Annotated in this window: 19 protein-coding genes and 1 rRNA gene; 8 read left to right on the plus strand and 12 right to left on the minus strand. The window is 53.3% G+C overall.

Annotation, left to right across the window (positions count from 1 at the left end; genetic code table 11):
• The 3 genes from BIS10_RS09740 to queC all read right to left on the minus strand — a co-directional run.
• Positions 1-753 (minus strand): 6-carboxytetrahydropterin synthase (locus tag BIS10_RS09740; protein WP_253504777.1); only part of this gene is annotated, 753 nt, incomplete at its 3' end.
• Positions 753-1415, minus strand: a complete 663-nt coding sequence (gene queE, locus BIS10_RS09745; protein ID WP_062360366.1) for a 7-carboxy-7-deazaguanine synthase — start codon at positions 1413-1415, stop codon at positions 753-755. The genes queE and BIS10_RS09740, both read right to left, overlap by 1 nt.
• Positions 1415-2125 (minus strand): 7-cyano-7-deazaguanine synthase QueC, encoded by a 711-nt coding sequence (queC, locus tag BIS10_RS09750; RefSeq protein ID WP_253504779.1) that lies wholly within the window; start codon positions 2123-2125, stop codon positions 1415-1417. Before queC ends, queE begins: the two co-directional genes overlap by 1 nt.
• A gap of 203 nt (positions 2126-2328) precedes the next feature.
• On the opposite strand from queC, the gene BIS10_RS09755 reads away from it, so the two are divergent.
• Positions 2329-2745, plus strand: coding sequence for an SRPBCC family protein (locus BIS10_RS09755; RefSeq protein WP_253504782.1), 417 nt, complete (start codon positions 2329-2331; stop codon positions 2743-2745).
• A gap of 34 nt (positions 2746-2779) precedes the next feature.
• Here BIS10_RS09755 and BIS10_RS09760 read toward each other — a convergent pair whose 3' ends face one another.
• The 8 genes from BIS10_RS09760 to BIS10_RS09795 all read right to left on the minus strand — a co-directional run bounded on the left by BIS10_RS09760 (position 2780) and on the right by BIS10_RS09795 (position 11161).
• Positions 2780-3019 carry a DUF2789 domain-containing protein gene (locus tag BIS10_RS09760; RefSeq protein WP_083026489.1) on the minus strand — a complete coding sequence of 80 codons (240 nt, stop codon included), beginning with the start codon at positions 3017-3019 and terminating at the stop codon, positions 2780-2782.
• A gap of 100 nt (positions 3020-3119) precedes the next feature.
• Positions 3120-4190 (minus strand): asparaginase, encoded by a 1071-nt coding sequence (locus tag BIS10_RS09765; RefSeq protein ID WP_253504785.1) that lies wholly within the window; start codon positions 4188-4190, stop codon positions 3120-3122.
• Positions 4191-4220: 30 nt separating this feature from the next.
• Positions 4221-5423 carry an MFS transporter gene (locus tag BIS10_RS09770; protein ID WP_253504788.1) on the minus strand — a complete coding sequence of 401 codons (1203 nt, stop codon included), beginning with the start codon at positions 5421-5423 and terminating at the stop codon, positions 4221-4223.
• Between the two features lie 10 nt (positions 5424-5433).
• Positions 5434-5934, minus strand: a complete 501-nt coding sequence (locus BIS10_RS09775; RefSeq protein WP_083026494.1) for a hypothetical protein — start codon at positions 5932-5934, stop codon at positions 5434-5436.
• Positions 5935-6010: 76 nt separating this feature from the next.
• Positions 6011-7267, minus strand: coding sequence for a DEAD/DEAH box helicase (locus BIS10_RS09780; RefSeq protein ID WP_253504791.1), 1257 nt, complete (start codon positions 7265-7267; stop codon positions 6011-6013).
• Between the two features lie 272 nt (positions 7268-7539).
• On the minus strand, positions 7540-8127 hold the full coding sequence (locus tag BIS10_RS09785; RefSeq protein ID WP_083026497.1) for a membrane integrity-associated transporter subunit PqiC: 588 nt from the start codon (positions 8125-8127) through the stop codon (positions 7540-7542).
• 15 nt (positions 8128-8142) lie between these two features.
• On the minus strand, positions 8143-9825 hold the full coding sequence (gene pqiB, locus BIS10_RS09790; protein ID WP_253504794.1) for an intermembrane transport protein PqiB: 1683 nt from the start codon (positions 9823-9825) through the stop codon (positions 8143-8145).
• Positions 9818-11161: a paraquat-inducible protein A gene (locus BIS10_RS09795; RefSeq protein ID WP_253504813.1), complete on the minus strand. Its 1344-nt coding sequence runs from the start codon at positions 11159-11161 to the stop codon at positions 9818-9820. The genes pqiB and BIS10_RS09795 overlap by 8 nt, the downstream gene beginning before the upstream one ends.
• Before the next feature lie 185 nt (positions 11162-11346).
• On the opposite strand from BIS10_RS09795, the gene BIS10_RS09800 reads away from it, so the two are divergent.
• The 6 genes from BIS10_RS09800 (at position 11347) to BIS10_RS09825 (ending at position 19377) form a co-directional block, all read left to right on the plus strand.
• Positions 11347-12321: a calcium/sodium antiporter gene (locus BIS10_RS09800; protein WP_253504797.1), complete on the plus strand. Its 975-nt coding sequence runs from the start codon at positions 11347-11349 to the stop codon at positions 12319-12321.
• A 220-nt stretch (positions 12322-12541) separates the two neighbouring features.
• Positions 12542-13957 (plus strand): cytochrome ubiquinol oxidase subunit I, encoded by a 1416-nt coding sequence (locus BIS10_RS09805; protein ID WP_253504799.1) that lies wholly within the window; start codon positions 12542-12544, stop codon positions 13955-13957.
• Positions 13958-13959: 2 nt separating this feature from the next.
• Complete coding sequence (cydB, locus tag BIS10_RS09810; protein WP_253504801.1) at positions 13960-14961, plus strand: cytochrome d ubiquinol oxidase subunit II; 1002 nt, start codon at positions 13960-13962, stop codon at positions 14959-14961.
• Between the two features lie 4 nt (positions 14962-14965).
• Positions 14966-16651: a thiol reductant ABC exporter subunit CydD gene (gene cydD, locus BIS10_RS09815; protein ID WP_253504805.1), complete on the plus strand. Its 1686-nt coding sequence runs from the start codon at positions 14966-14968 to the stop codon at positions 16649-16651.
• The gene (cydC, locus tag BIS10_RS09820; RefSeq protein ID WP_253504808.1) at positions 16648-18360 is read left to right on the plus strand and encodes a thiol reductant ABC exporter subunit CydC; all 1713 of its coding nucleotides are present in this window, start codon (positions 16648-16650) and stop codon (positions 18358-18360) included. The genes cydD and cydC overlap by 4 nt, the downstream gene beginning before the upstream one ends.
• A gap of 24 nt (positions 18361-18384) precedes the next feature.
• Positions 18385-19377, plus strand: a complete 993-nt coding sequence (locus tag BIS10_RS09825; RefSeq protein WP_083026505.1) for an adenosine deaminase — start codon at positions 18385-18387, stop codon at positions 19375-19377.
• 36 nt (positions 19378-19413) lie between these two features.
• Here the strand turns inward: BIS10_RS09825 and BIS10_RS09830 are convergent, their stop codons facing one another.
• The gene (locus tag BIS10_RS09830; protein WP_253504811.1) at positions 19414-20400 is read right to left on the minus strand and encodes a cytochrome-c peroxidase; all 987 of its coding nucleotides are present in this window, start codon (positions 20398-20400) and stop codon (positions 19414-19416) included.
• Between the two features lie 411 nt (positions 20401-20811).
• On the opposite strand from BIS10_RS09830, the gene BIS10_RS09835 reads away from it, so the two are divergent.
• A 16S ribosomal RNA gene (locus BIS10_RS09835) occupies positions 20812-20909 on the plus strand; the annotation flags it as partial.

Here is a 20909-nt window from a genome sequence, read left to right on the forward strand (position 1 = left end):
GATCTGATCGGCCAGCCAGAGGGCAATATTTTCTACCGTCGTGGGCTTTTGCAGCACGCTACAGCGCTCAGATGGCAAGGTGATTGAGAAGCTGCCTTGGGCTGCTTCATAGCGGCAGGTGAGCTGTGACTCGCTATGCTCTGCTATATCTGCCTCTTCCAAAAGATAACGATTATCCAGCCACGCTCCCCATTGCTGTTCCAACTGCGGCTGTCGCTGTTGTTCCTGGAAGATATGCAGGCGAGAGCGATGCCCGTGGGCAATGCGCTGGCAGTTACCCGAATGACGTTTTAATCCATGGCTATAGCCATAGGCAGCACCATTGATAAGCTCATCGCTTAGCGTGAGCGTCACGCGTTCAACATTGGCTGGCCGCTGCTCGGTGAGTTGGGCGCTGAGGTGCTGAGTCACCCGTTCTAGAGTGATCGATGCCCAGGGAAGCAGGGTAAATGCCTCTGTCGGTCCACGAACTTCCATCACGTAGGGCGTGGTGGTGCGAATGCAGAGCCCTTCATCGCATTCGCTGACCTCAACACCGGGTGCTTGGGTGGGCACCAGTAGGGTGTGGTCCAGTCCGCTATCCAGGGTGCGTTTGATCCACGGCTTTACTTCACCGAAGTCGAACAGCATTCCGTCCTCGCCTAGTTCACCCTCTAGTTGAGCATCCACTTGCCAGCTACAGCCAACCAACCCTTTCGTGGGGCACCAAAGAGAGACATCGATATGGGTCAGGTGGTTAACAAATAGCGCCATTACTCAAATCCTGCGATTTTGTGCGTTTGCAGTGACAGCCGCCACTGTGGGTTGGCCATGCAGTACGCAGTGGTGGCCTGAACGGTCGCCGCGCCGTCGGTGGCAATACTCTTTTGAGCGACGGCGCTGAGATCCATCGGCTGTAAAAAGAAGTGACTAAAGGCGAGGTGAGAAAACTGCTCCGGTGGCGCATCGGCCTGGGGGAAAACCAGTTTCAACTCATCGCCTTGGGTGATCGCTAGCGGGTTGCTACCCTTAGGGCTAACGCAGAGCCAGTCAATGCCCGCAGGAGCGGGCACCGTACCGTTGGTTTCCACTGCCACTTCGAAGCCTTCGCTATGCAGCGTGGCAATGAGCTCGGTATCGAGCTGTAGCAGCGGTTCGCCGCCGGTAAATACCACGTATGGCACGGCGTTGTTAGCTTCCTGAGGCCACAGCGCTTTGATGTGTTCTGCCAGCGCCTGGGCTGTGTTAAACCGGCCGCCATTAACTCCGTCGGTACCGTTAAAGTCGGTGTCGCAAAAGGTACATTGTGCGTTCGCTCGATCTATTTCCCGGCCTGACCAAAGATTGCAGCCTGTAAAACGGCAGAACACGCTGGCACGACCTGCCTGGGCGCCTTCACCCTGTAAGGTGTAGAAGGCTTCTTTAACGTGATACATCAGTGCGCCACCTGTGAAGTGTCGATGGCGTAGTCGAGAGGATCGACGCTGTGATTAGCCGCAAAGGCGGCCAACCGCTCGCGACAACTACCGCACTGGCCGCAGGCAAGCTCGCGGCCCTCATAGCAGGTCCACGTGTGACGATAGTCCAAGCCCATGCTCAGCCCGTCGCGCAAAATATCCGCCTTGCTGGCATGCAGGTAAGGGGCATGCAGCGCAACAGGCTCAAAGTTGGCAATGCCAGCTACGTGGTTCATGGCTTCCACAAACTCGGGGCGGCAGTCGGGATATAGGATGTGATCGCCGCCGTGAGCGCCATAATCGACGCGCGCAGCGCCAATGTTGACCGCTTTGGCAATCGCCAGTGACAGTAGAATCATATTGCGATTGGGCACCACCGTGGCGCTGAGATTGTCAGCATCATAGTCGCCGGTGGGCATGTCGATAGCGCTATTGGTTAGCGCTGAGTTATCAATCAAGCCGTGAATCGCGCGAATATCAACGACTTGATGGGGGATGCCCAGCGATTCGCACACTTGGCGGGCGGTATCGAGCTCCCGACGATGACGCTGGCCATAGTCGAAAGAGAGGGCGTGAACGTTAAGCCCTTCGCGAATGGCTCGGTGTAACACAGTGAAGGAATCCATGCCGCCTGAGTAAATCACGACGGTGGCTGACGCGTTAGCGTCTGGTGTGGCGGTAGATGACATACAAGTTGCTCATAGTCGGAGAATTTATGCGTACTTGTCACTTGGGCAAGACAGTGTTCCGGGGTCCGGTCCGGAAGGGCGGCAGTTTACGCAATAGCGATTAATCTGACCAGCATCCGCCGCGCTTGAGGTGCTTCTCATTCGGTGTGTGGGTGGCTGGTTGCCATGTTAAGCTACTGGCTCTAGCCGTTAGGAAGATACTTATGGCCACTATAAAACATAGCGAAATCATCAAAGCGTCTCCGGAGCGAGTGTTTGATCTTCTGCGCCGCGTGGAGGATTTTGCCGATTATTCCGATCTTATCCATTCCATCGACAGCTTGGGTGAAAACCGTTACCGCTGGCATGTGAGAGCAGTGGGGATGGATTGGGCATTTGATGTTGCTGTTACTGAGATTGAGCCACCCCATGTCTTGGCTTGGGAGTCGTTGGAGGGGGTGAAAAACCAGGGTCGCTATCAGCTGCGCGAAGTGCCTGAGGGGACGGAAGTAGCACTGACTCTGCAGTACGATATCCGCAACCGTTTAATGGAAAAAGCGGTAAACAAAGCGGCGAAACCATTAGTGGAAAAGGTCAGTCGGCAAATTCTTGAGCGTGTTGAAGCGCGCTTAAATGGCTGAGCGCCGCCCATAGGCGGCGCTGAAGAGAGCGTTGTTAGACAGGTTTATGCATGGAGGCGTCAAGATGATCGACCACTTCTGCCCAATCGGCGTCTTCCTGCACGGCTTCTTTTAGAAAATCAGCTTGGCCCTCATTCCAGCAGGGGGCGTCTGCCAGCGGCATCTCCTTAGGCAGCGGTGAGTGCCGCTGAATAAAGCGTTCGATGGATTCAGCATCCGAGCGTAACCCTAACTGCTCAAATAGTTCGCTAAAGTGATGTACCGGTTGATCCATAAGTGGCTTCCTATCCAGTGGGTGGTTAATACACGTTAAGGACATTGTTTAACCATAGCGGGAATAAACCACTATGCCAGTGTAGTACTGGCTAGATCATTTAACGTTCGCCCACTAGCGTCGTTAAAAATCGTCGCCTCTGATCCTCTAATGAAATTGGTTGCGCTAGCACATGCACCAGTTTGGTGTAGGCGGCCTCGGGCGTCATGTCATCGCCGGATAACACCCCAGCATCGGTGAGACCGTGCCCTGCTGCATAAGCCCCCATATGTACACGCCCTTGTGGGCATTGGCTGATGGCGGCGATGAGTTTGCCTTCTCCGCTCGCCTTGGCAATCACCTCTAGTAGCGCGGGGTTATCCGGTAAATTGCCTGCGCCCCATAGCTGTAGCAGCGCGCCTTTCACGTTTGGATGGCTAAGCCACGCCTCTAATTGCCAGGGCGCCATGCCAGGCCATAGGGTAATGCGAACCACCTCGCCATTGGCGACAGGCTGGTAGTCCACCAGCTCAAAGCGCGGAGCCCCGCGCTGCTGGTAAGACAAGCCGCGGCTGGGGAACAGAATAAAGTCGTCGCCGATGCGCTCGCCCAGCAGTGGGTAGCTGGGTGAGGAAAACGCCTCGACAGCCTCGCTGTGCTGTTTGATGGCGCGCGTGCCTCTGAGCAGGCGGTTGGCAAAATAAATGGCCACTTCCTGTAGTTCGGGATGGGCAGCAAATCGTAGGGCGCCGTAGAGATTTTGTAAGGCATCGCTGTTAGGAGCCTCTAGGGGAGCCATGGCACCCGTCAACACTACAGGCCTATCTAAGCCCTGCAATTGGTAGGCTAAGCTAGCGGCGGTCCAACTTAGCGTGTCGGTACCGTGAATCACCACAAAACCACGATGCTCTGTAAAGCGCTCGGCGATGTCGGCGGCTAACTGCTGCCATGTCATTGGGGTCGCCGCGCTGGAATCAATCAGAGGTGAGTAGCTGATGACATCATAAGCAGGGAGCATTTGTTGGTCCCGCAACGGCAGCTGGCTCAGTGCGCTGGCCAAGCGTTCAGGAAAATCACCGGCAGGTGAGAGCCCGTTAGCCTGAGGCTGCATACCGATCGTGCCGCCGGTGTAAATCACAAGCAACCGCTCTTGGCTGCTTTGAGCATCTGCAAGGAGAGGAGCCTGGCTCATCGCTGTATCCTGTTAAAAGCTAAGAAGTGGTTAGCGGTGATATACCTGTAGTTGGCCGCTTTGGTCATCAAGCTGCCGTTTGCGTCCCGCAAAGAACGCAAAGCCGCAGCAAACGCCGATCAATCCAATCAGTAGCCAAGCAATATGCTGCGTGGTAGCACCGGCTTGGAGCATCAGACCAACCCCAAAGGGCCCCAATGCGGCCAGGGTATAGCCGCCCCCTTGCACCAAGCCAGAAAGCTGGCCTGCAAGGCGTTCGTTCGCGGTTCGCAGTACCAATAAGCTTAATGCAAGGCTAAAACTTCCGCCTTGCCCAAGCCCCAGCAACACGGCACCGGGCCATCGCCATGCCAACGGAGCGGCTAACAACATGACAAGCCCTAAGGCGGTACATACCAGTACCAACAGCAGGGCCGGGCGCTGGTCGTGATGCAATCGCGCAATCCAAGGCGCACTCAGTGCTGAGACCAGTTGGCACATAATGGAAACGGCCATCGTCCAGCCAGCGGTTGCCTCGCTGTATCCGCGCTCAATCAGAAGAGTTGGCAGCCAGCCGAAAACGATATATGCCATGGAAGATTGAATGCCCATAAAGAGCATCACCTGCCAGGTTAGCGGCTGCCTGAGTAGCGACACGAGGGGGATGCCGGTGGGCAGGTTAAGCGTTGATTTTGGCGCAGGAGATGGCGCATAGCTGACCCATACGATGAGTGTAGCCAGTGCGAGCAGTGACCAACTGACTAGGCTGGCTTGCCAGTTGCCCAGCCACTGCATTAACGGCACGCTGAGCCCAGCGCCTAGAGCGCCCCCCAAGCAGAGTGCCATGGTGTAGAGCCCGGTGAGCAAATCCGCATTTTGAGGCAGCTCACGCTTGACTAGCGCGGGTAACAGCGTGCCCGCCAAGCCAATAGCACTACCGGCCATGGCGGTACCTAGATAAAGCAATCCAGGAAAAGGCAGAACCCGTAACAGCAAGCCGCTGGCCAGCAGGAGTAATGCGGCACTAAGTGCACGCTCACTCCCTATACGGTTGCCAATCATTGGTGCCAAGGGGGCGGTTAAGCCAAGAAAAAGAACGGGGAGCGTGGTTAGCAAGCCCGCCGCTGAGGCGGAAAGCCCCGCATTTTCTTGCAGCCGACTTAGCAGGGGGGCGACCGAGGACATGGCAGGGCGTAAATTTAGCCCCACCATAAACATCAGCAAAATGAATCGGCAAGCGTGGCGTGAGATCATGAAGCGGCGCTTATTTTAAGTAGGGGCGAAGGTCGCCTCGCACCGCATCTAGCAAGGTGATGAAGTGATAATCTTGCGTGGTATCCAAGCAATCAACACGTACCTGGGTACGCATGCCTTTATTGATATCAAGCTTGTCGTAAATTTCCAGCGTTAGCTTGCTTGCCGGTTTATCACCTGGCGCGATGATGCCATCTTCTAGGGTAAAAGTTTCCAATAGTGTGACCCGAACGCGGGTGCTGTTGCCTTCGCTCAGTACGCGCCGTACAAATAACCAACCTTCACAGGGGAGTGAGGCGTTATCGCGTTCGCGTAAAAACAGAGTGCGATAACAGGCACCTTCGTTTGAGGCTTTTTCAGCCATGCTGCGATAGGCCTGCAAGACCTGATTAGCTGAGGCACGGGCGTCCTCTAGGCGCTGAGAAATACCTTGATGCTCGCGGCTGAGTTGCTCCTGACGCTGAAAAGTCAGCCATTGGCGATAATCTGCCATGAGTTGTGAAGACGCCATAATCACTCCATGAATTAATTCAGCAAAAACGCCGGAATAAGCGAGGCGCTACCTTCGCATATTCCGGGCGTTCGGGCTACCGGCGAGTGCGACGGCGGCGCTCGCCACCAGCATTGGCAGCTTGGCTGTCAGGCTTGCGGTTAGCCCTTGGCTGGCGCTGACCGCGGCGGCCATTCTCGATCGGTTCTGGCTTGGCATTGGGGTCTGGCTCAAAGCCTGGCTCAATATGCTTCGGCAGCGTTTGATTAATCAGGCGCTCAATGTTTTTGAGTAGGCCATGTTCATCGACACACACCAAAGATACCGCTTCGCCATTGCTACCCGCGCGCCCCGTGCGCCCAATACGGTGGACATAGTCTTCAGCCACGTTGGGCAGATCGAAATTCACCACGTGAGGAAGTTCATTAATATCTAGCCCGCGTGCCGCAATATCGGTGGCTACCAGCACTTGTAGGTCGCCGCTCTTGAAAGCACCCAGCGCCCGAGTACGTGCCCCTTGGCTTTTGTTGCCATGGATCGCCATCGCGGGAATATCCTGCTTAGAGAGCTGTTCAGCTAGCCGGTTAGCGCCATGCTTGGTGCGGGTAAACACCAGCACTTGGAACCAGTTGTGGCGCTGGATCAGATGGGCCAATAGATCGCGTTTTTTGTCGCGATCAACGCGGTAGATGGCCTGCTCAATTTTTTCTGCCGTGGTGTTGCGCGGAGCCACTTCGATGAGGGCAGGGTTATTCAGCAGTTGCTGGGCCAGCGTTTGGATCTCGTTAGAGAAAGTGGCAGAAAACAGCAGGTTTTGGCGCTGTTTCGGCACCAGACGCAATAGCCGTTTGATATCGTGGATAAAGCCCATGTCTAGCATACGGTCGGCTTCATCTAACACCAGAATTTCAATGGCGGAGAGGTCGACATGCCCTTGCTGGTGCAAATCAAGCAAGCGCCCAGGGGTGGCTACTAGAACGTCCAGGCCGGCTCTTAAAGCGTCGACTTGGGGCTGCTGGCCCACGCCACCAAAAATAATGTGTGAACGTAGTGAGAGGTGCTGTCCATAAGCAGCCACGCTTTCCCCCACTTGTGCAGCTAGTTCGCGGGTGGGTGTGAGGACCAGTGCGCGAACCTGGCGTTTGCCAGGGCGTTTGCCATTTGCCAAACGCTGTAGCATCGGTAGCGTAAAGCCAGCGGTTTTGCCGGTACCGGTTTGTGCGCTGGCAAGAAGGTCGCGACCTTCAAGAACGACGGGGATGGCCTGTTGTTGAATAGGCGTAGGCTGTGTATAGCCCTGTGCAGTTACCGCGCGCAATAAATCGTCATGCAGACCAAGATCAGAAAAACTCATGCGTTCTCCGCAATCGCATAGCAATCGGCGCCACTAGCTCAGCGGCGTTGCTAGGCGTAATGTTCAAAAAGCGAGGATGGTACACCGTCGCGGCAGCGAAGTTTGCCAGATAATACGCTGTGCCGCGACGGGCATTTATACGTCTTGTTACGCCATACCAGGCATAACAAGGGGGTGACAGGGTAGTGCTGACAGTGATGTCATTTATTGGCAAAGAGTGTAACACGAAAGTCTCACACCAATGCTGCTCCCCTAGCGATTGCAATAAAGGTTTAGAAGTAGCCGCCTTGTCGAACCTGCTGAGCAATTTGTGCAGCAACACTCTCCCAGCTTTCGCCCAACGAACGGACCAGGGCAGGGTAGCCATCCTGTTCAAGAGTGGCTTCTGCAGTGAAGCTTTTGAGTGCGAGCAACTCGCCATCGGTATCTCGAAGCTGCCACTGGCCGCTGGCTACCGCGACACCGTCAAAGCGGCCTTGGAATTGATCTACTTCCATGGACAGAGTGAGCGCCCCAGGGCTGCTGCCTTCTGCTCGTACCACTTGCACGCTGGGTAACTGATTTGCCAATTCGGCCCGTAAGGCGCGTTCAAGCTGGCGCCCAATACCCTCCGCCCACTGGTGCTCCCGCGCTTCGTTTAACGTGATGTCGTCTAACTGCATCACAATCCCGTCCACGTCTAAATAGTGGGCTAGGCGAGGTGTACGCACTTGCAGCGTGGCTTGGGCGTTAGCCGGTGCGTTCACTGCTGGGCTGGCAGGAAGCATATAGCGTGCAGGGGGAGAGACACTGCTAGCGCAGGCGGAAAGCAGCAAGCTCAAACTGATGATCAGCAGTAGTAGCGGTAATCGACGTAACATGACGTTCAATCCTTCTTAACGGGGAGCACGAGGAATCGGGTCCTGCGTTTCTAAATTGTCGAACAGCAGTGCGCGTGGGTTCTCGTTCAGCGTCCGAGTGAGCGGTTGTAGGTCACGCATCAGCCGATCCAAACGCTCAATGGCGCCGGTAAGCTCTTGATAGGCGGGCGATGAAGGCGAGACCCCTTGAAGGGTGCTGCGCAGCTCTTCCAGCGTGCCGTTGAGGTTGCTCCCGATGGCTTGTGTTTCTGGATCATTGAGCAACTGATTGATAGACGCGCTGACTTCACGCACTTCGTTCAGTACACTTTCAGAAGCTTGCAGGTTGCGGTCCAGCCCGGCTATCAAAGGTTCTACTTCCAAGGCGTTTAGTTTTTCAAGCAGGCTAGTCACCTGAGCCTGAATCTGTGCAAAACCGCCCGCTACCGTCGGGAATACGGTCCGCTCGGAGAAAACTTCCGCGACGTATTCGTCGGCAAGGTCGCGCCGGAAGTTAAGGTCCACAAACAGCGCACCCGTTAACAGGCTGCCATTCTTGAGTGATGCCCGAAGGCCTAAGCCGAACATGCGCTTAAAGCGGTTATCCCACTCCTCCAGGTCAATATCGGTGTTTTCGATCCCTAAGCGTTGTGGTTCGATGCGGATGAGCACTGGGATGGCGAAACGAGCCCGCGAGTCGGGCTGTGGCGCCGTAAAATTCCAGGGTACTGCTGCCACGGTACCAATTCGGACGCCACGAAACTCGACCGGTGCGCCTCGTGATAGCCCGCGAACCGTGTCATCAACAAGCAATACATACTCTAGATAGCGGTTAAATGTGCCTTCCCGGGCAGTATCTTCATCAGCATAGAGGTTAAAACGTGTATTGGCTTCTACCGGCTTACCCATGGGAAGATCTTCAGGCACACCAAAGGTGACACCGCCACCCAGCAGAGCTTCCAGCGATTCTACGTTGACCCGCACGCCGTCAGCATCCAGGCGGAAATCCACTCCGCTAGCGGTCCAGAAGCGGGTGCTATCGGTCACCAGCTGTGCGTAGGGCTCTTCGATAAATACTTGGTGGTGCATGGTACGTGTGCCTGCATCGAAGCGAGCGTCTTCTACGCGCCCTACCGTGTAACCTTGATAAGAGACGGGATCCCCAACACGCAGCGAATTGCCCAATTGGCTGACAAGGCTAATTTGTAGCCCTGCTTGCCCAGCAGGCGCGACCGGTGGGATATCGCTTACCTCAAACTCCCGCTTAGGCTCCTCTGATTGCCCAGGCTCAAGCTGTATATAAGCCCCCGAGAGTACGGTGCCCAGGCCGCTGATCCCCTCGCGCCCTATGCGTGGCTTAACGACCCAAAAGCGACTGTCTTCGCGGAGCATGGCTTCGGCTTCGGGTTGAATTTGAGCCATCATCACCGCGTGAGACAGGTCATCAGACAAACGAACGCTCTGTACGCGGCCAATCTCAACATTGCGGCTGCGGATCAGCGTACTGCCCGCCTCAATACCTTCTGCGCTGTCCATGGTCAGCGTCACCATGGTGCCCCGGCTTGAGTAGTTATCATAAACCAGCCACAGCCCAATAATGACGGCCACCAAAGGAACTATCCAAATAGGCGATAGCCGAGTTTGTGGCGACGATTTGGCTTTATGTAACTCATTGTTTTCAGCATTTGAGGTATTCTGAGGCGTTGAATCATTAGCCATCAACAGGTTCCTTGGTGGCCGCTTTACGGCGAAGAGGGCGTGGAGTGTGGGTATCCCAGATTAAGCGAGGGTCAAATGTCATGGCAGCCAGCATGGTGAGCACTACGACGGCACCAAAAGCTAGCGCGGCAGGACCTGGTGTAATCGACATTAATGACCCGGCGCGGATGAGGGCGACCAAAATGGCCACGACAAATACGTCAACCATTGACCAGCGTCCAATAAATTCAGTTAATCGATAGAGGCGGGTACGGCTCTGTGCGTTGAGCTCGTTGCTGCGCTTAATCATCAAGCATAGCCATGCGAGTGCCACCAGTTTGCCAACAGGCACAATAACACTGGCGATAAAAATCACTGCAGCCACCGGCCAGGACCCCATTTGAATGAGCTGAACAACGCCGCCAACGATAGTGGAGGGTGTTGAGCTGCCTAAACTGGTAGTGGTCATGATGGGGTAAAGGTTGGCAGGTATATACATGATGCTGGCTGCAAAGAGAAGCGCCCAGGTGCGCTGTAAGCTATGTGGTAGGCGCTTATGCAGTTTTTCATGGCAGCGAACACAGCGTTCTTTTCCATGCTGAATGCGATTAATCAATCCGCAGGTGGGGCAGCCAGTGACATGTTGGCTAGCAGCGGTGGTGCCAGTGAGCGTGCCTTCAGGAGCAAGGGGTTCGCCTTCCAATGAGAACCACATCCAGTCAGCGTCAATGGACTGCACCGTCATTAATAACAGTATGGCGAACAAGCAGAATGCCCAGAAGGAGATGCCAAGTTCAATCTGCGCCATGCCAGCAACTTTAATTAAGCTTACCAGTGCGCCGATGATGAATACATCGGCCATCATCCATGGGTTTAGATGTGCCAGGGAGCGGGCAATGTCACGGCTAAAAGGCATAGGGCGAGACTGCAGTAAGCCAAACTGAAGCCAGACGACGCTTACAAGATATACGGCGGGCAGCACGATAATAGTCATCATGACCGCAATAGCTACTACCGGCTGGTGGAAAGCAATCAGCGTAGTAGCGGTCTGCGATAGATCAATGCGGTTGCCAACACCGCTAACGCTGAAACTGACAAAAGGAAAAGATACCGCGACTATTAATGCGACCAATGAGGCTAACGCTAGCGCCATGCTGCGCTGAGCAGGATAGCGGTGGCGCTTCACTAACACATGCGAGCAGCGAGGGCAGGTGGCTTTTTCACCAGAGTTCAGGGGGGGGAGCGCAGATACCCAGTCACATTCATGGCACGCACGCAAACGCCTTCGCTGGGTGCGAGTTTCAGGGGGGAAGCAATCAACCTGGGGTGTATTAACCGGCAGCGAAGGCCGTTTCATAAAGGGGTAATGGGGCAACAGCAAACTCTCTGTGCATAATACGGTTAGAACCAATACGATGGGACATCGTGTGTGTCAACCTAGGTAACCTGATAACTACTTGCAAACAGCACTTGACCAAATACCAGAGTTAGACAAGGATGCAGCCGCGATAGTGCCTAACATTATGACATTAAGGAACTGAAATGTTACTTGCCTTTATTGCTGTGGTAGTAGGCTTGGTCCTGCTCATCTGGAGCGCAGAAAAATTTATTGATGGCGCTGCGGCAACTTCGCGGTGGCTGGGGCTGTCGCCGCTGCTGATTGGTATGTTGGTAATCGGTTTTGGTACTTCTGCACCGGAAATGATGGTGTCGGTGCTGGCAGCGATGCAAGGCAACCCTGGCTTGGCAGTGGGGAATGCATACGGTTCCAACATTGCCAATATTGGTTTGGTTTTGGGCTTTATCGCACTTATCTCTCCGTTAGCTGTTCATTCAGGTGTTATCCGTAAAGAAATGCCCCTGTTGGTAGCGGTGATGCTGCTTACCGGCTATATGCTTTTCGACGGTTGGATTTCCCGTGTTGAAGCTATTGTACTGCTAGTGGCGCTTGGCATATTTATTGCGATCAGCATTATTCGTTCTCGAGGTCAGGAAGATGATCCGCTGTCGGGTGAAGTGACCGAAAGTCTTGATAGCAACCCGATGTCGCGCGGTAAGGCCATCATGTGGACGCTGATTGGCTTGGTGCTGTTGATTGCCAGTTCGCGGCTGCTGGTATGGGGAGCTGTCGAGATCGCGGTAGCTTTCGGAGTCAGTGATTTAATTATCGGTCTAACCGTAGTCGCCGTAGGTACTTCTTTGCCGGAGCTGGCTTCTTCAATCAGCGCACTGCGGCGCAATGAGCACGATATGGTACTGGGTAACGTTGTAGGCTCTAACCTGTTTAATAGTATGGCCGTTGTTGGGCTGGCGGGAGTGATTGCACCTATTGAAGCAGGACGTGAAGTCTTGGTGCGTGATTGGAGTGTCATGACCTTTATGACGCTTATGATGGTGCTCTTCGCATTTTCTTGGCGTGGTCGCCCGCGGCGTATCAACCGCGTTGAAGGCGGTGTTCTCTTCGCCATTTTTATCGCCTACACAGGCTATATGGTCAGCATTGTGGTGATGTCTTAAACGATTGCACCGAAAAATGGTGGTTTGTCTGAGGAGTATGCGTCAATGCGACACAGCTTTTCAGGCAAACTATCGCTGTATAACGGTGGTCGAAGCGTTAAACTACAACACATGTAAAGAATAAGCTTAGTGCTTATAACTAAAATGCAGTGCCATTAAGGCTCAACTAAGCTTGTGACACCCATTGATGGGATTTTAATCCAGGTCTTAGGAGAGTGTGATGGAACTCGACCCCCTAGTGCTATCGCGAATGCAATTCGCCTTCGTTGTATCGTTTCATGCGATCTTCCCTGTCTTTACCATCGGGCTCGCGTCCTACATAGCGCTGCTTCATGGCTTATTCTTTAAGACCAACAATCCCGCATGGGACCGGCTCTCCCTATTCTGGACAAAGGTGTTTGCCGTTGTCTTTGGTATGGGGGTGGTCTCCGGTATCGTGATGTCTTTTCAGTTTGGTACGAACTGGAGCAACTTCTCTCAGGCGGCCTCAAACTTCCTCGGGCCAGTGTTGAGCTATGAGGTAGTCACCGCGTTCTTCCTGGAGGCTGCTTTCCTTGGGGTGCTGCTGTTTGGTCGCGGTAAAGTCCCGGAAGGGGTGCATTTATTCGCGGCAATTATGGTGGCTGTTGGGACGTTTATTTCTTCCTTCTGGATCCTTTCTGCCAATAGCTGGATGCATACCCCCGCTGGTGTCGAATTAATCGACAATCGCTTCCATGTGATTTCTTGGTCCGAGGCTATTTTTAATCCTTCTTTTCCGTATCGCTTTGCGCATATGGCCATGGCATCGTTCCTAACCGGTGGCTTCGTGGTGGCAGGCGTGAGCGCGTGGTTCCTGCTGCGTGGTCGTGATCCAGAAGCGAACCGTCGCGCACTCTCCATGTGTTTATGGCTGCTGCTATTCTTAGCACCTGCACAGGCGGTAGTGGGTGACTTCCATGGCCTGAATACTCTGGAGCATCAGCCTACAAAGGTGGCGGCAATGGAAGGCCACTGGGAAACGTCTACTAATGTGCCGCTGTTATTGTTTGCCATTCCTGACCAGGAAGCACAAACCAACCATTTTGATATTGGGATTCCTAATCTAGCCAGTATTATTCTGACGCACTCACCTGATGGTGAAATTCCTGGTATTAGCGAAGCTGCTCCTGAAGAGCAACCGCCAGTCATTATTGTTTTCTGGGCTTTCCGCGTGATGGTGGGTATCGGTCTGTTAATGATTGCGACCGCGTTTATTGGTCTGTTGATGCGCCGTAAAGGAAAGGTGTATGAGCATAGCGGTTATTTGAAAGCGCTGGTGTGCATGATTCCGATGCCGTTTGCTGCGGTATTGGCCGGATGGATTGTCACCGAATCAGGCCGCGCACCTTGGTTGGTATACGGCATGATGACCCATGCAGAAGGGCTCACTCCCTCACTGACGGGTGGCATGGCGCTATTTACGCTTATCGGTTATGTAGTGGTATACGCCGTCGTGTTTTATGCCGGTATTTATTACCTCACTCGGGTTGTGCGCAACGGTATGCTGCCTGAAGAGGAGAAAGAAACCACTAGCGAGAACTTTAAGCGCCCGATGCGCCCATTCTCAGCTGCACACACGCCTTTTGATGATGATGTTGACCCGGTGAGGAACTAAACATGGAAATGTTTGATTTAACGCTAATTTGGGCGGGTATCATTGGCTTCGGCATCATGATGTATGTCTTGATGGATGGTTTTGATCTGGGCTTGGGGATCCTGTTCCCCTTTGCCCCGGATGAAGATGCTCGCGATGTGATGATGAACTCGGTGGCGCCCGTTTGGGATGGTAATGAAACTTGGCTGGTATTGGGTGGCGCTGGCTTGCTTGGCGCTTTCCCACTGGTTTACTCCGTTTTCTTACCAGCACTCTATATTGGCGTCTTTCTGATGCTGGCGGGATTGATTTTCCGGGGCGTTGCATTTGAGTTCCGATTTAAATCCCGTCGCAACCGTCGCTGGTGGAACCGTGCGTTTAGCTGGGGGTCTGGCGTGGCTGCTTTTGCCCAGGGCGCTGTGGTGGGGGCTTATATCCAAGGCTTTCGAGTAGAAAACTTTGCCTTTGTAGGTGGCGCTTTTGATTGGCTAACACCTTTCTCTGTACTAACTGGACTCGGTTTAATGGCGGGCTATGCATTACTGGGTGCCACTTGGCTAATTCTCAAATCAGAAGGGCATATCCAAGACTGGGCCTATAAAATTACGCCGATGTTGCTGGCGCTGGTGCTGGGTGTGTTTGCGATTATCAGCATTTGGACCCCCTTCGTGAACCCGTTAGTATGGGAGCGCTGGTTCGGCCATCTTCAACTGATCTGGATTTTTCCTGCGCTTGCCCTGTTGTCTGCCTTTATGGTGTACCGCTCGGTCAAGCGTCGCGATGAAGGGATTCCCTTTGTCGCAACCATTGGTATCTACGTATTTACTTACCTGGGGTTGATTGTAAGTAAGTGGCCAGTGATCGTGCCGCCTGACTATACGTTATGGGACGCCGCATCAGCACCAGAATCACAGCTATTCCTACTGATTGGTATGCTGTTTGTTATCCCGATCATCCTAGCCTACACCGCTTGGACCTACTGGGTATTCCGCGGCAAGGTGCGTGTAGGAGAGGGGTACCACTAACGATATGGCTAACCATCCTCCAGAGACTGAGACGATGGTGGCCATAACGCCGCGCCACTGGCTTGTTCAGCTCGCAAAACGCGAGCAGCGTAAGCTTATGTGGGCGGCAGTTTGGGGAGTGTTATCAGGCGGGCAAACCGTTATTTTAGTGGTGGGCCTAGCCTGGTTAATTGATCAATTAGTGATTACAGGTCGCTCCCCCTCGTCACTTGTCCCAGTATTTATTGGCCTAGCGGCCGTTGTTCTTCTGCGTTCACTTTTCCAAGCGCTGCAAGAGTCTTGTAGCGCTCAAGCAAGTCTGCGTATTCGGCAATATGCCAGGCAAGCGTTACTCGATAAAATCGCGGCACTGGGTCCTGTATGGCTAACACGTCAGCAGAGTGGTGCGTTGGCCACTCAGTCGGTGGAGCACATTGAGGCCTTGGATGGCTACTTTGCGCGCTTTCATCCCCAATTAAGAATCGTGGTGGCGTTGCCGCTGCTAATTCTCTGCGTTGTTGGCTGGCTAGATTATTTCGTGGCGATCTTCCTGCTGCTCTCAGCGCCGCTGATCCCCTTGTTTATGGCGTTGGTAGGAATGGGCGCGGAGCGCCTTAATCGAGATCAGTTTATGGCGGTATCTCGCCTATCTGCTCATTTTATTGATCGCGTCCGCGGAATGACGACACTGCAACTGTTTGGGCATACCAGAGCTGCCCAGCAGGATGTGTGGTATGCCACAGACCACTACCGCAGGCTCAGCATGCGGACACTGCGCTTAGCGTTTTTATCATCGGCGGTGTTAGAGTTTTTTGCATCCGTGGCGATAGCCGTGGTTGCTATGTATGTTGGGTTTGGCTTGCTGGGCTATATCGACTACGGTCCCTCGCCAGCGTTAACGCTGTTTAGCGGGCTGGCGGTATTGCTGCTGGCACCTGAATTCTTTCAACCGTTAAGAACTCTGTCTCAGCACTACCACGATCGCGCCGCTGCGCTGGGCGCGGCCGAGAGTGTGGTCACTATTCTTAACGAACCCAGTAGGGTGCCATCATCGCCCGTTTTCCCGCTGTCGTCAGAGGCGCTCATCGAATTAGAGGGCGTAGCTATTCGCTATGCCGAGCGCGCCGCTGTGCTGAGCGACGTTAATGTGTCCGTGTTGGCTGGCGATGTGGTGGTGATTGCCGGCGAGTCCGGAAGCGGTAAGTCATCGCTACTGGCGCTAATGGCAGGTTTCATGGCGCCTAGCCGTGGCGAGTGCCGTTTTGACGCTGAAGCTCCTGTTGCTTGGTTGGACCAAGCCCCTTGCATTCTCCAAGGTTCTCTGGCTGATAACCTGCGCATAGCGGCTCCAAATGCTGACGATACGGCGCTGACATCAGCGCTGAAGCAGGCAGGGCTAGGCGAGCTATTGGCCAGTCTGCCCCAGGGGCTTGAAACAACCATTGGCGAGCGTGGCGTTGGCCTTTCAGGTGGTCAAGCTCAGCGGTTAGCGCTAGCGCGCGTCTATTTAAGCCAAGCACGGCTTGTTTTGCTAGATGAACCCACGGCGAGCTTGGATGCTGCAACGGAGAGTGTGGTCATTCAATCATTACTTGAATGGGCACAAGAGGGGCGCACGCTGGTCATGGCGACGCATCATCCTGCGGTTATGGCGGTGGCCTATCGCCATTTTGAGTGCCGTTCAGGCCACCTGATTGAGGTGACGGCATGAAGCGGCTCTATCGTGATCTGTTTCCCTGGCTCAAACTGTTGCTCCGCCGGCGCCAGCGTTTTTTGGTAGGTGCATTGCTTGTTTGGGTAACGTTACTGGCGGGGCTCTCTCTGTTAGGCCTGTCAGGCTGGTTCATTGTGTCGTGCGCTCTTGCAGGTATTGCGTTGACCGCAGGGCTGCCTTCTTCGCTAGATGTGTATGTGCCTGGCGGCGGCATCCGGTTTTTTGCGCTGCTAAGAACCATTGCGCGTTATGTGGAGCGTTTGTACAACCATAATACCGTACTGACGCTCTTAGCGGATTTGCGCTACCGCGTGTTTGGTGATTTGACCCGCTTAGACGATGCTTCTCTCAAGCAGCGGCGCGCAAGCGAATGGCTAAGTCGCCTCACCGCCGATATTGATAATCTGGATAATCTTTATTTACGGTTACTTATTCCTCCTGTTGCTGCGCTGTTAACGATTCTTATAGTGTCTGCTTTCATTGCCATTTGGTTACCTGTGGTGGGGGCTGTTGTTGCTGTAGTGCTGACGCTTCTCTGGGCAGTAGTTACGCTAGGCTATGGCTGGCTGGGTTTTGCAAATAGCTATCAGCAAGTAAGTGATCAAGAGGAGCTGCGTCGGCTGGTGCTTGATCAGGTTCAAGCGTCAGCTGAGTTGTTGAGCTATCAAACTAGCATTTGGCATCGTCAAAAAGTTCAACAGCATGAGGCGAAAGCTCTTGGCAATCAGCGTCGTTTAGCAATGAAGTCCGCCGTGGGGAATGCATTCGTCTCTGCGGTTACTGGTCTTTTGTTGCTAGCTACCTTATGGATCGGCAGTTTTGCCCTCTCCTCTGGACAAGTCTCTGGGCCAATTTTAGTCATGGCCGTCATTGCGGTGCTGGGAATTAACGAAGTGCTGGGATTACTCCCCGCTGCTTTTTTGAAGCTTGGGTCGAGCTATGCAGCTGCGCAACGCTTAAATGCGCTTAAAGCGAATGATTCTGCATGGGATATTGCCGAGCTTCCCGATGGGGCAGGGGGGCATGCGATTCAACTGGATAATGTTGATTATTGTTACCCAGGGGCCATCCATCCTGCGCTGGTTAATCTTCAGGTGATGTTGCCTGCCCAAAAGCGGGCAGTGATTTCCGGCGTCTCTGGCGCAGGTAAGTCGACACTAGCTAGTTTGATTATGGGTAGAGTGGCGCCGACGCAAGGAGCTATCAGTGTTGCAGAGGTATCACCTTTGCATATTTCACCAGAAAGCCGTGCGGAGCACTTTGCGCTACTCACTCAGCAAACGGATCTGTTTGATGGAACGCTGGAAGCGAATCTGCGTATTGCTAAGCCCGATGCAGCAGAGGAGGAGTTGTGGCAAGTGCTATCCATGGTTGCGTTAGAGAGCTGGGTCAAGCAGCAGCCTAAGCAGTTGCTGACCCATGTGGGTGAGAAAGGTCAGCAACTTTCGGGTGGGCAAGCCAGAAGGGTAGCCTTGGCAAGGCTGATGCTTCGTAATCCTACTGTTGTATTGCTAGATGAGCCTTTTGCAGGCGTCGACGCTGATACAGCTAGGCATTTGGCTGGCGCTCTTGATCGATGGTTAGGCTGCCGGACGGCCATTTTCCTTCTTCATCAAGTAGATGACGTGACTCTTTTGCCTGGCGTTGAATATAGATGGCGTCTTGATGGGGGGCGGTTATTTACAGATACTACTGTAGAAAGCTAACTCAACGGCAAGCAGGAGTGCAGTATGAATGAATTTTTACGCCAACTTCCCAAAGTCGAGCTCCACTTGCATATTGAAGGCTCGTTAGAGCCAGAGCTGATGTTTGCTCTTGCTGCCCGTAATGGCATTGACCTTCCTTACTCATCTGTTGAGGAAGCCAAGGCAGCTTATGATTTTGAAGACCTTCAAGGCTTTCTAAATCTTTATTATCAAGGCATGAATGTGCTGCGCACGGAGCAGGACTTCTATGACCTTGCGATGGATTACTTCAAGCGCGCAAGGAGTGAAGGGGTTTTGCATATTGATATGCACTTTGACCCTCAAGCGCACCTTCAGCGTGGCGTTCCTTTGGAAGTAGTGATGGCAGGCCTGTTGCGTGCCAAAGACGAAGCTGAAGCGTCGATTGATTTAACAGTTGGCATGATCATGGCGTTTCTGCGGGACCGCCCCGCTGAAGAAGCGCTACATGTGCTCGAACAAGCAGCTCCCTATTGGAAGTTCCTAGATGCCATTGGGCTGGATAGTGCGGAACGAGATAATCCGCCTGCTAAGTTCCAGAAGCTCTTTGTGCGTGCTAAAGAGCTTGGCTTAGTACGTGTCGCTCATGCCGGAGAAGAAGGCCCAGCAGAGTACATTACTGAAGCCTTAGATCTCCTTGATGTACAGCGTATTGATCATGGTGTGCGTTGCCTGGAAAGTGATGAAGTCGTTAAACGTCTTCGTGACCATCAAACCGTGTTAACCGTGTGCCCGCTATCAAATGTCAGTTTAAAAGTAGTCGACCAATTGAGTGATCATCCTTTGCCCCAGCTCTTGTCAGAGGGGTTAAAGGTGACAATTAGCTCTGATGATCCTGCCTACTTTGGAGGTGGGCTGTTAGAGAATCATATTGCCTGTGCCCAGGCATTTGGTTGGGAGGCTGATACCTTTCGTTTGCTGAACCAGCATGCTATTGAAGAGGCTTTTGTCAGTGAAGGTCGACGCCAGGAGTTATTTAAACGCCTGACGGATTTTTGATCAAACACCGCCGATGACATGTCGGCGGTGTTTGTCTTAGGGCAGGGCAGGTACCTCGAATGCTGGCATTTCTCCCGTTAGGGTGTTGAGAAATGCTGCAATTTCGTTGACCGTGCTTTCATCAAATTCACGGCCTAGCATCTCTTTGCCCATAACCGAGATGGCTTCCTCAAGCGTAGGCGTTGCGCCATTGTTCATATAAGGGTAAGTGGCTGCCACATTACGTAGTGTCGGCGTCCGGAAGCGATACTGGTCACTCTCTTCGCCCGTTACTACATAGCGCCCTAAATCTTTCGAGCCTGGTACCTGAATGGCATAAAACTGACTGTCGGTAAAGTTTGGTCCGCGGTGGCAGGCAATGCAGCCATTATCAACAAAAGCTACCATGCCGTTTTTCGCTTGTTCGCTAATCGCGTCCATGTCCCCTCTTAAATAGCGATCAAAGGGCGCATCCGGGGTATTGAGCGTTCGCTGGAAAGCGGCTAATGCCTGTCCTAAATTATCAGCGTTGATCGGGTCTTCTTGATCAGGGTATGCGGCTGAAAATTTATCTTGGTACCGTTCAAATTCAGCTAGGCGCTCCAAAGCATGCTCTAGCTGCATCGCCATCTCAACGTCTGCCTGGATGGGTCCTAACGCTTGTGCTTCAAGGTTGGGTTCTCTGCCGTCCCAAAACTGTGCTTCTAAAAATCCACTGTTGAGTACAGTTGGCGTATTGCGCTCGCCAACTTGGCCGTTATGGCCAACGGCGCGAGGTATGCGGTCTGACCATCCCAACGCTGGGTTATGACAGGTGGCACAGCTAATAACCCCGCTAGCGGAAATGCGCGGTTCAAAGAACAGCATATTACCCAGCTCAACTTTTTCCTCTGTCTGGGAGTTAGTGGCAGGTAATGGTGGTAGGTGTGGCAAAGGCTCAAACCTCTGGCGATACTCATCTAGACCATCGCTTGCCTGCGCTGCGCTAGCAGAAAGCAATAGAGTGGCGCCGAGCGCTGAAATCACTTCATGTTTGTTACGCATAGTTCCCTCTCTCATCTGGCTCTTTTTTAACGACACGCCGACAATTAGCGGTGGTGTGACGTGAGTATTAGCTTAAAAAAGGGCCGATTCTGGAAGGTTGCGCTGGGTCAAATGTTAAGTCTTTATGTGAGGCTTTCTCGGTCAGAGAACTAATGCGAAAAAAGGTGTTGACGCGCTGATTTAAATGCGTAAAATACGCCCCACATCGAACGGCGACGCCCTTCGAAAAGCTCTTTAACAATTTGATCAGGTAATTCATGTGGGCGCTTGCCGATGAGGGTGATAAATCACCAATTATCAAGGCAAGCGCACAAGAAAGATGTTCGCATCTTTCAAATTCGTTTGAACCTTGAGCCAAGTTTGATCCGCTTTTGTCGCTTTCGAGTGACACGTAAGGATCACAATGATTGTAAACTGAAGAGTTTGATCATGGCTCAGATTGAACGCTGGCGGCAGGCCTAACACATGCAAGTCGAGCGGTAGCACAGAGAAGCTTGCTTCTTGGGTGA

Origin of the sequence: Halomonas sp. 707B3 (assembly GCF_024158645.1) — a bacterium.
GTDB classification, from domain to species: Bacteria; Pseudomonadota; Gammaproteobacteria; order Pseudomonadales; family Halomonadaceae; genus Vreelandella; species Vreelandella lionensis.

Bases quoted from the DNA above. Each gene is read 5' to 3' on its own strand.
- pqiB (WP_253504794.1), bottom strand. From the start codon at position 9,825: ATGGCTAATGATTCAACGCCTCAGAATACCTCAAATGCTGAAAACAAT.
- cydD (WP_253504805.1), top strand. From the start codon at position 14,966: ATGGCTAACCATCCTCCAGAGACTGAGACGATGGTGGCCATAACGCCG.
- BIS10_RS09795 (WP_253504813.1), bottom strand. From the start codon at position 11,161: ATGAAACGGCCTTCGCTGCCGGTTAATACACCCCAGGTTGATTGCTTC.
- cydC (WP_253504808.1), top strand. From the start codon at position 16,648: ATGAAGCGGCTCTATCGTGATCTGTTTCCCTGGCTCAAACTGTTGCTC.
- BIS10_RS09830 (WP_253504811.1), bottom strand. From the start codon at position 20,400: ATGCGTAACAAACATGAAGTGATTTCAGCGCTCGGCGCCACTCTATTG.
- BIS10_RS09775 (WP_083026494.1), bottom strand. From the start codon at position 5,934: ATGGCGTCTTCACAACTCATGGCAGATTATCGCCAATGGCTGACTTTT.
- BIS10_RS09780 (WP_253504791.1), bottom strand. From the start codon at position 7,267: ATGAGTTTTTCTGATCTTGGTCTGCATGACGATTTATTGCGCGCGGTA.
- queC (WP_253504779.1), bottom strand. From the start codon at position 2,125: ATGTCATCTACCGCCACACCAGACGCTAACGCGTCAGCCACCGTCGTG.
- queE (WP_062360366.1), bottom strand. From the start codon at position 1,415: ATGTATCACGTTAAAGAAGCCTTCTACACCTTACAGGGTGAAGGCGCC.
- BIS10_RS09760 (WP_083026489.1), bottom strand. From the start codon at position 3,019: ATGGATCAACCGGTACATCACTTTAGCGAACTATTTGAGCAGTTAGGG.
- BIS10_RS09805 (WP_253504799.1), top strand. From the start codon at position 12,542: ATGGAACTCGACCCCCTAGTGCTATCGCGAATGCAATTCGCCTTCGTT.
- BIS10_RS09755 (WP_253504782.1), top strand. From the start codon at position 2,329: ATGGCCACTATAAAACATAGCGAAATCATCAAAGCGTCTCCGGAGCGA.
- BIS10_RS09825 (WP_083026505.1), top strand. From the start codon at position 18,385: ATGAATGAATTTTTACGCCAACTTCCCAAAGTCGAGCTCCACTTGCAT.
- BIS10_RS09800 (WP_253504797.1), top strand. From the start codon at position 11,347: ATGTTACTTGCCTTTATTGCTGTGGTAGTAGGCTTGGTCCTGCTCATC.
- BIS10_RS09765 (WP_253504785.1), bottom strand. From the start codon at position 4,190: ATGAGCCAGGCTCCTCTCCTTGCAGATGCTCAAAGCAGCCAAGAGCGG.
- cydB (WP_253504801.1), top strand. From the start codon at position 13,960: ATGGAAATGTTTGATTTAACGCTAATTTGGGCGGGTATCATTGGCTTC.
- BIS10_RS09770 (WP_253504788.1), bottom strand. From the start codon at position 5,423: ATGATCTCACGCCACGCTTGCCGATTCATTTTGCTGATGTTTATGGTG.
- BIS10_RS09785 (WP_083026497.1), bottom strand. From the start codon at position 8,127: ATGTTACGTCGATTACCGCTACTACTGCTGATCATCAGTTTGAGCTTG.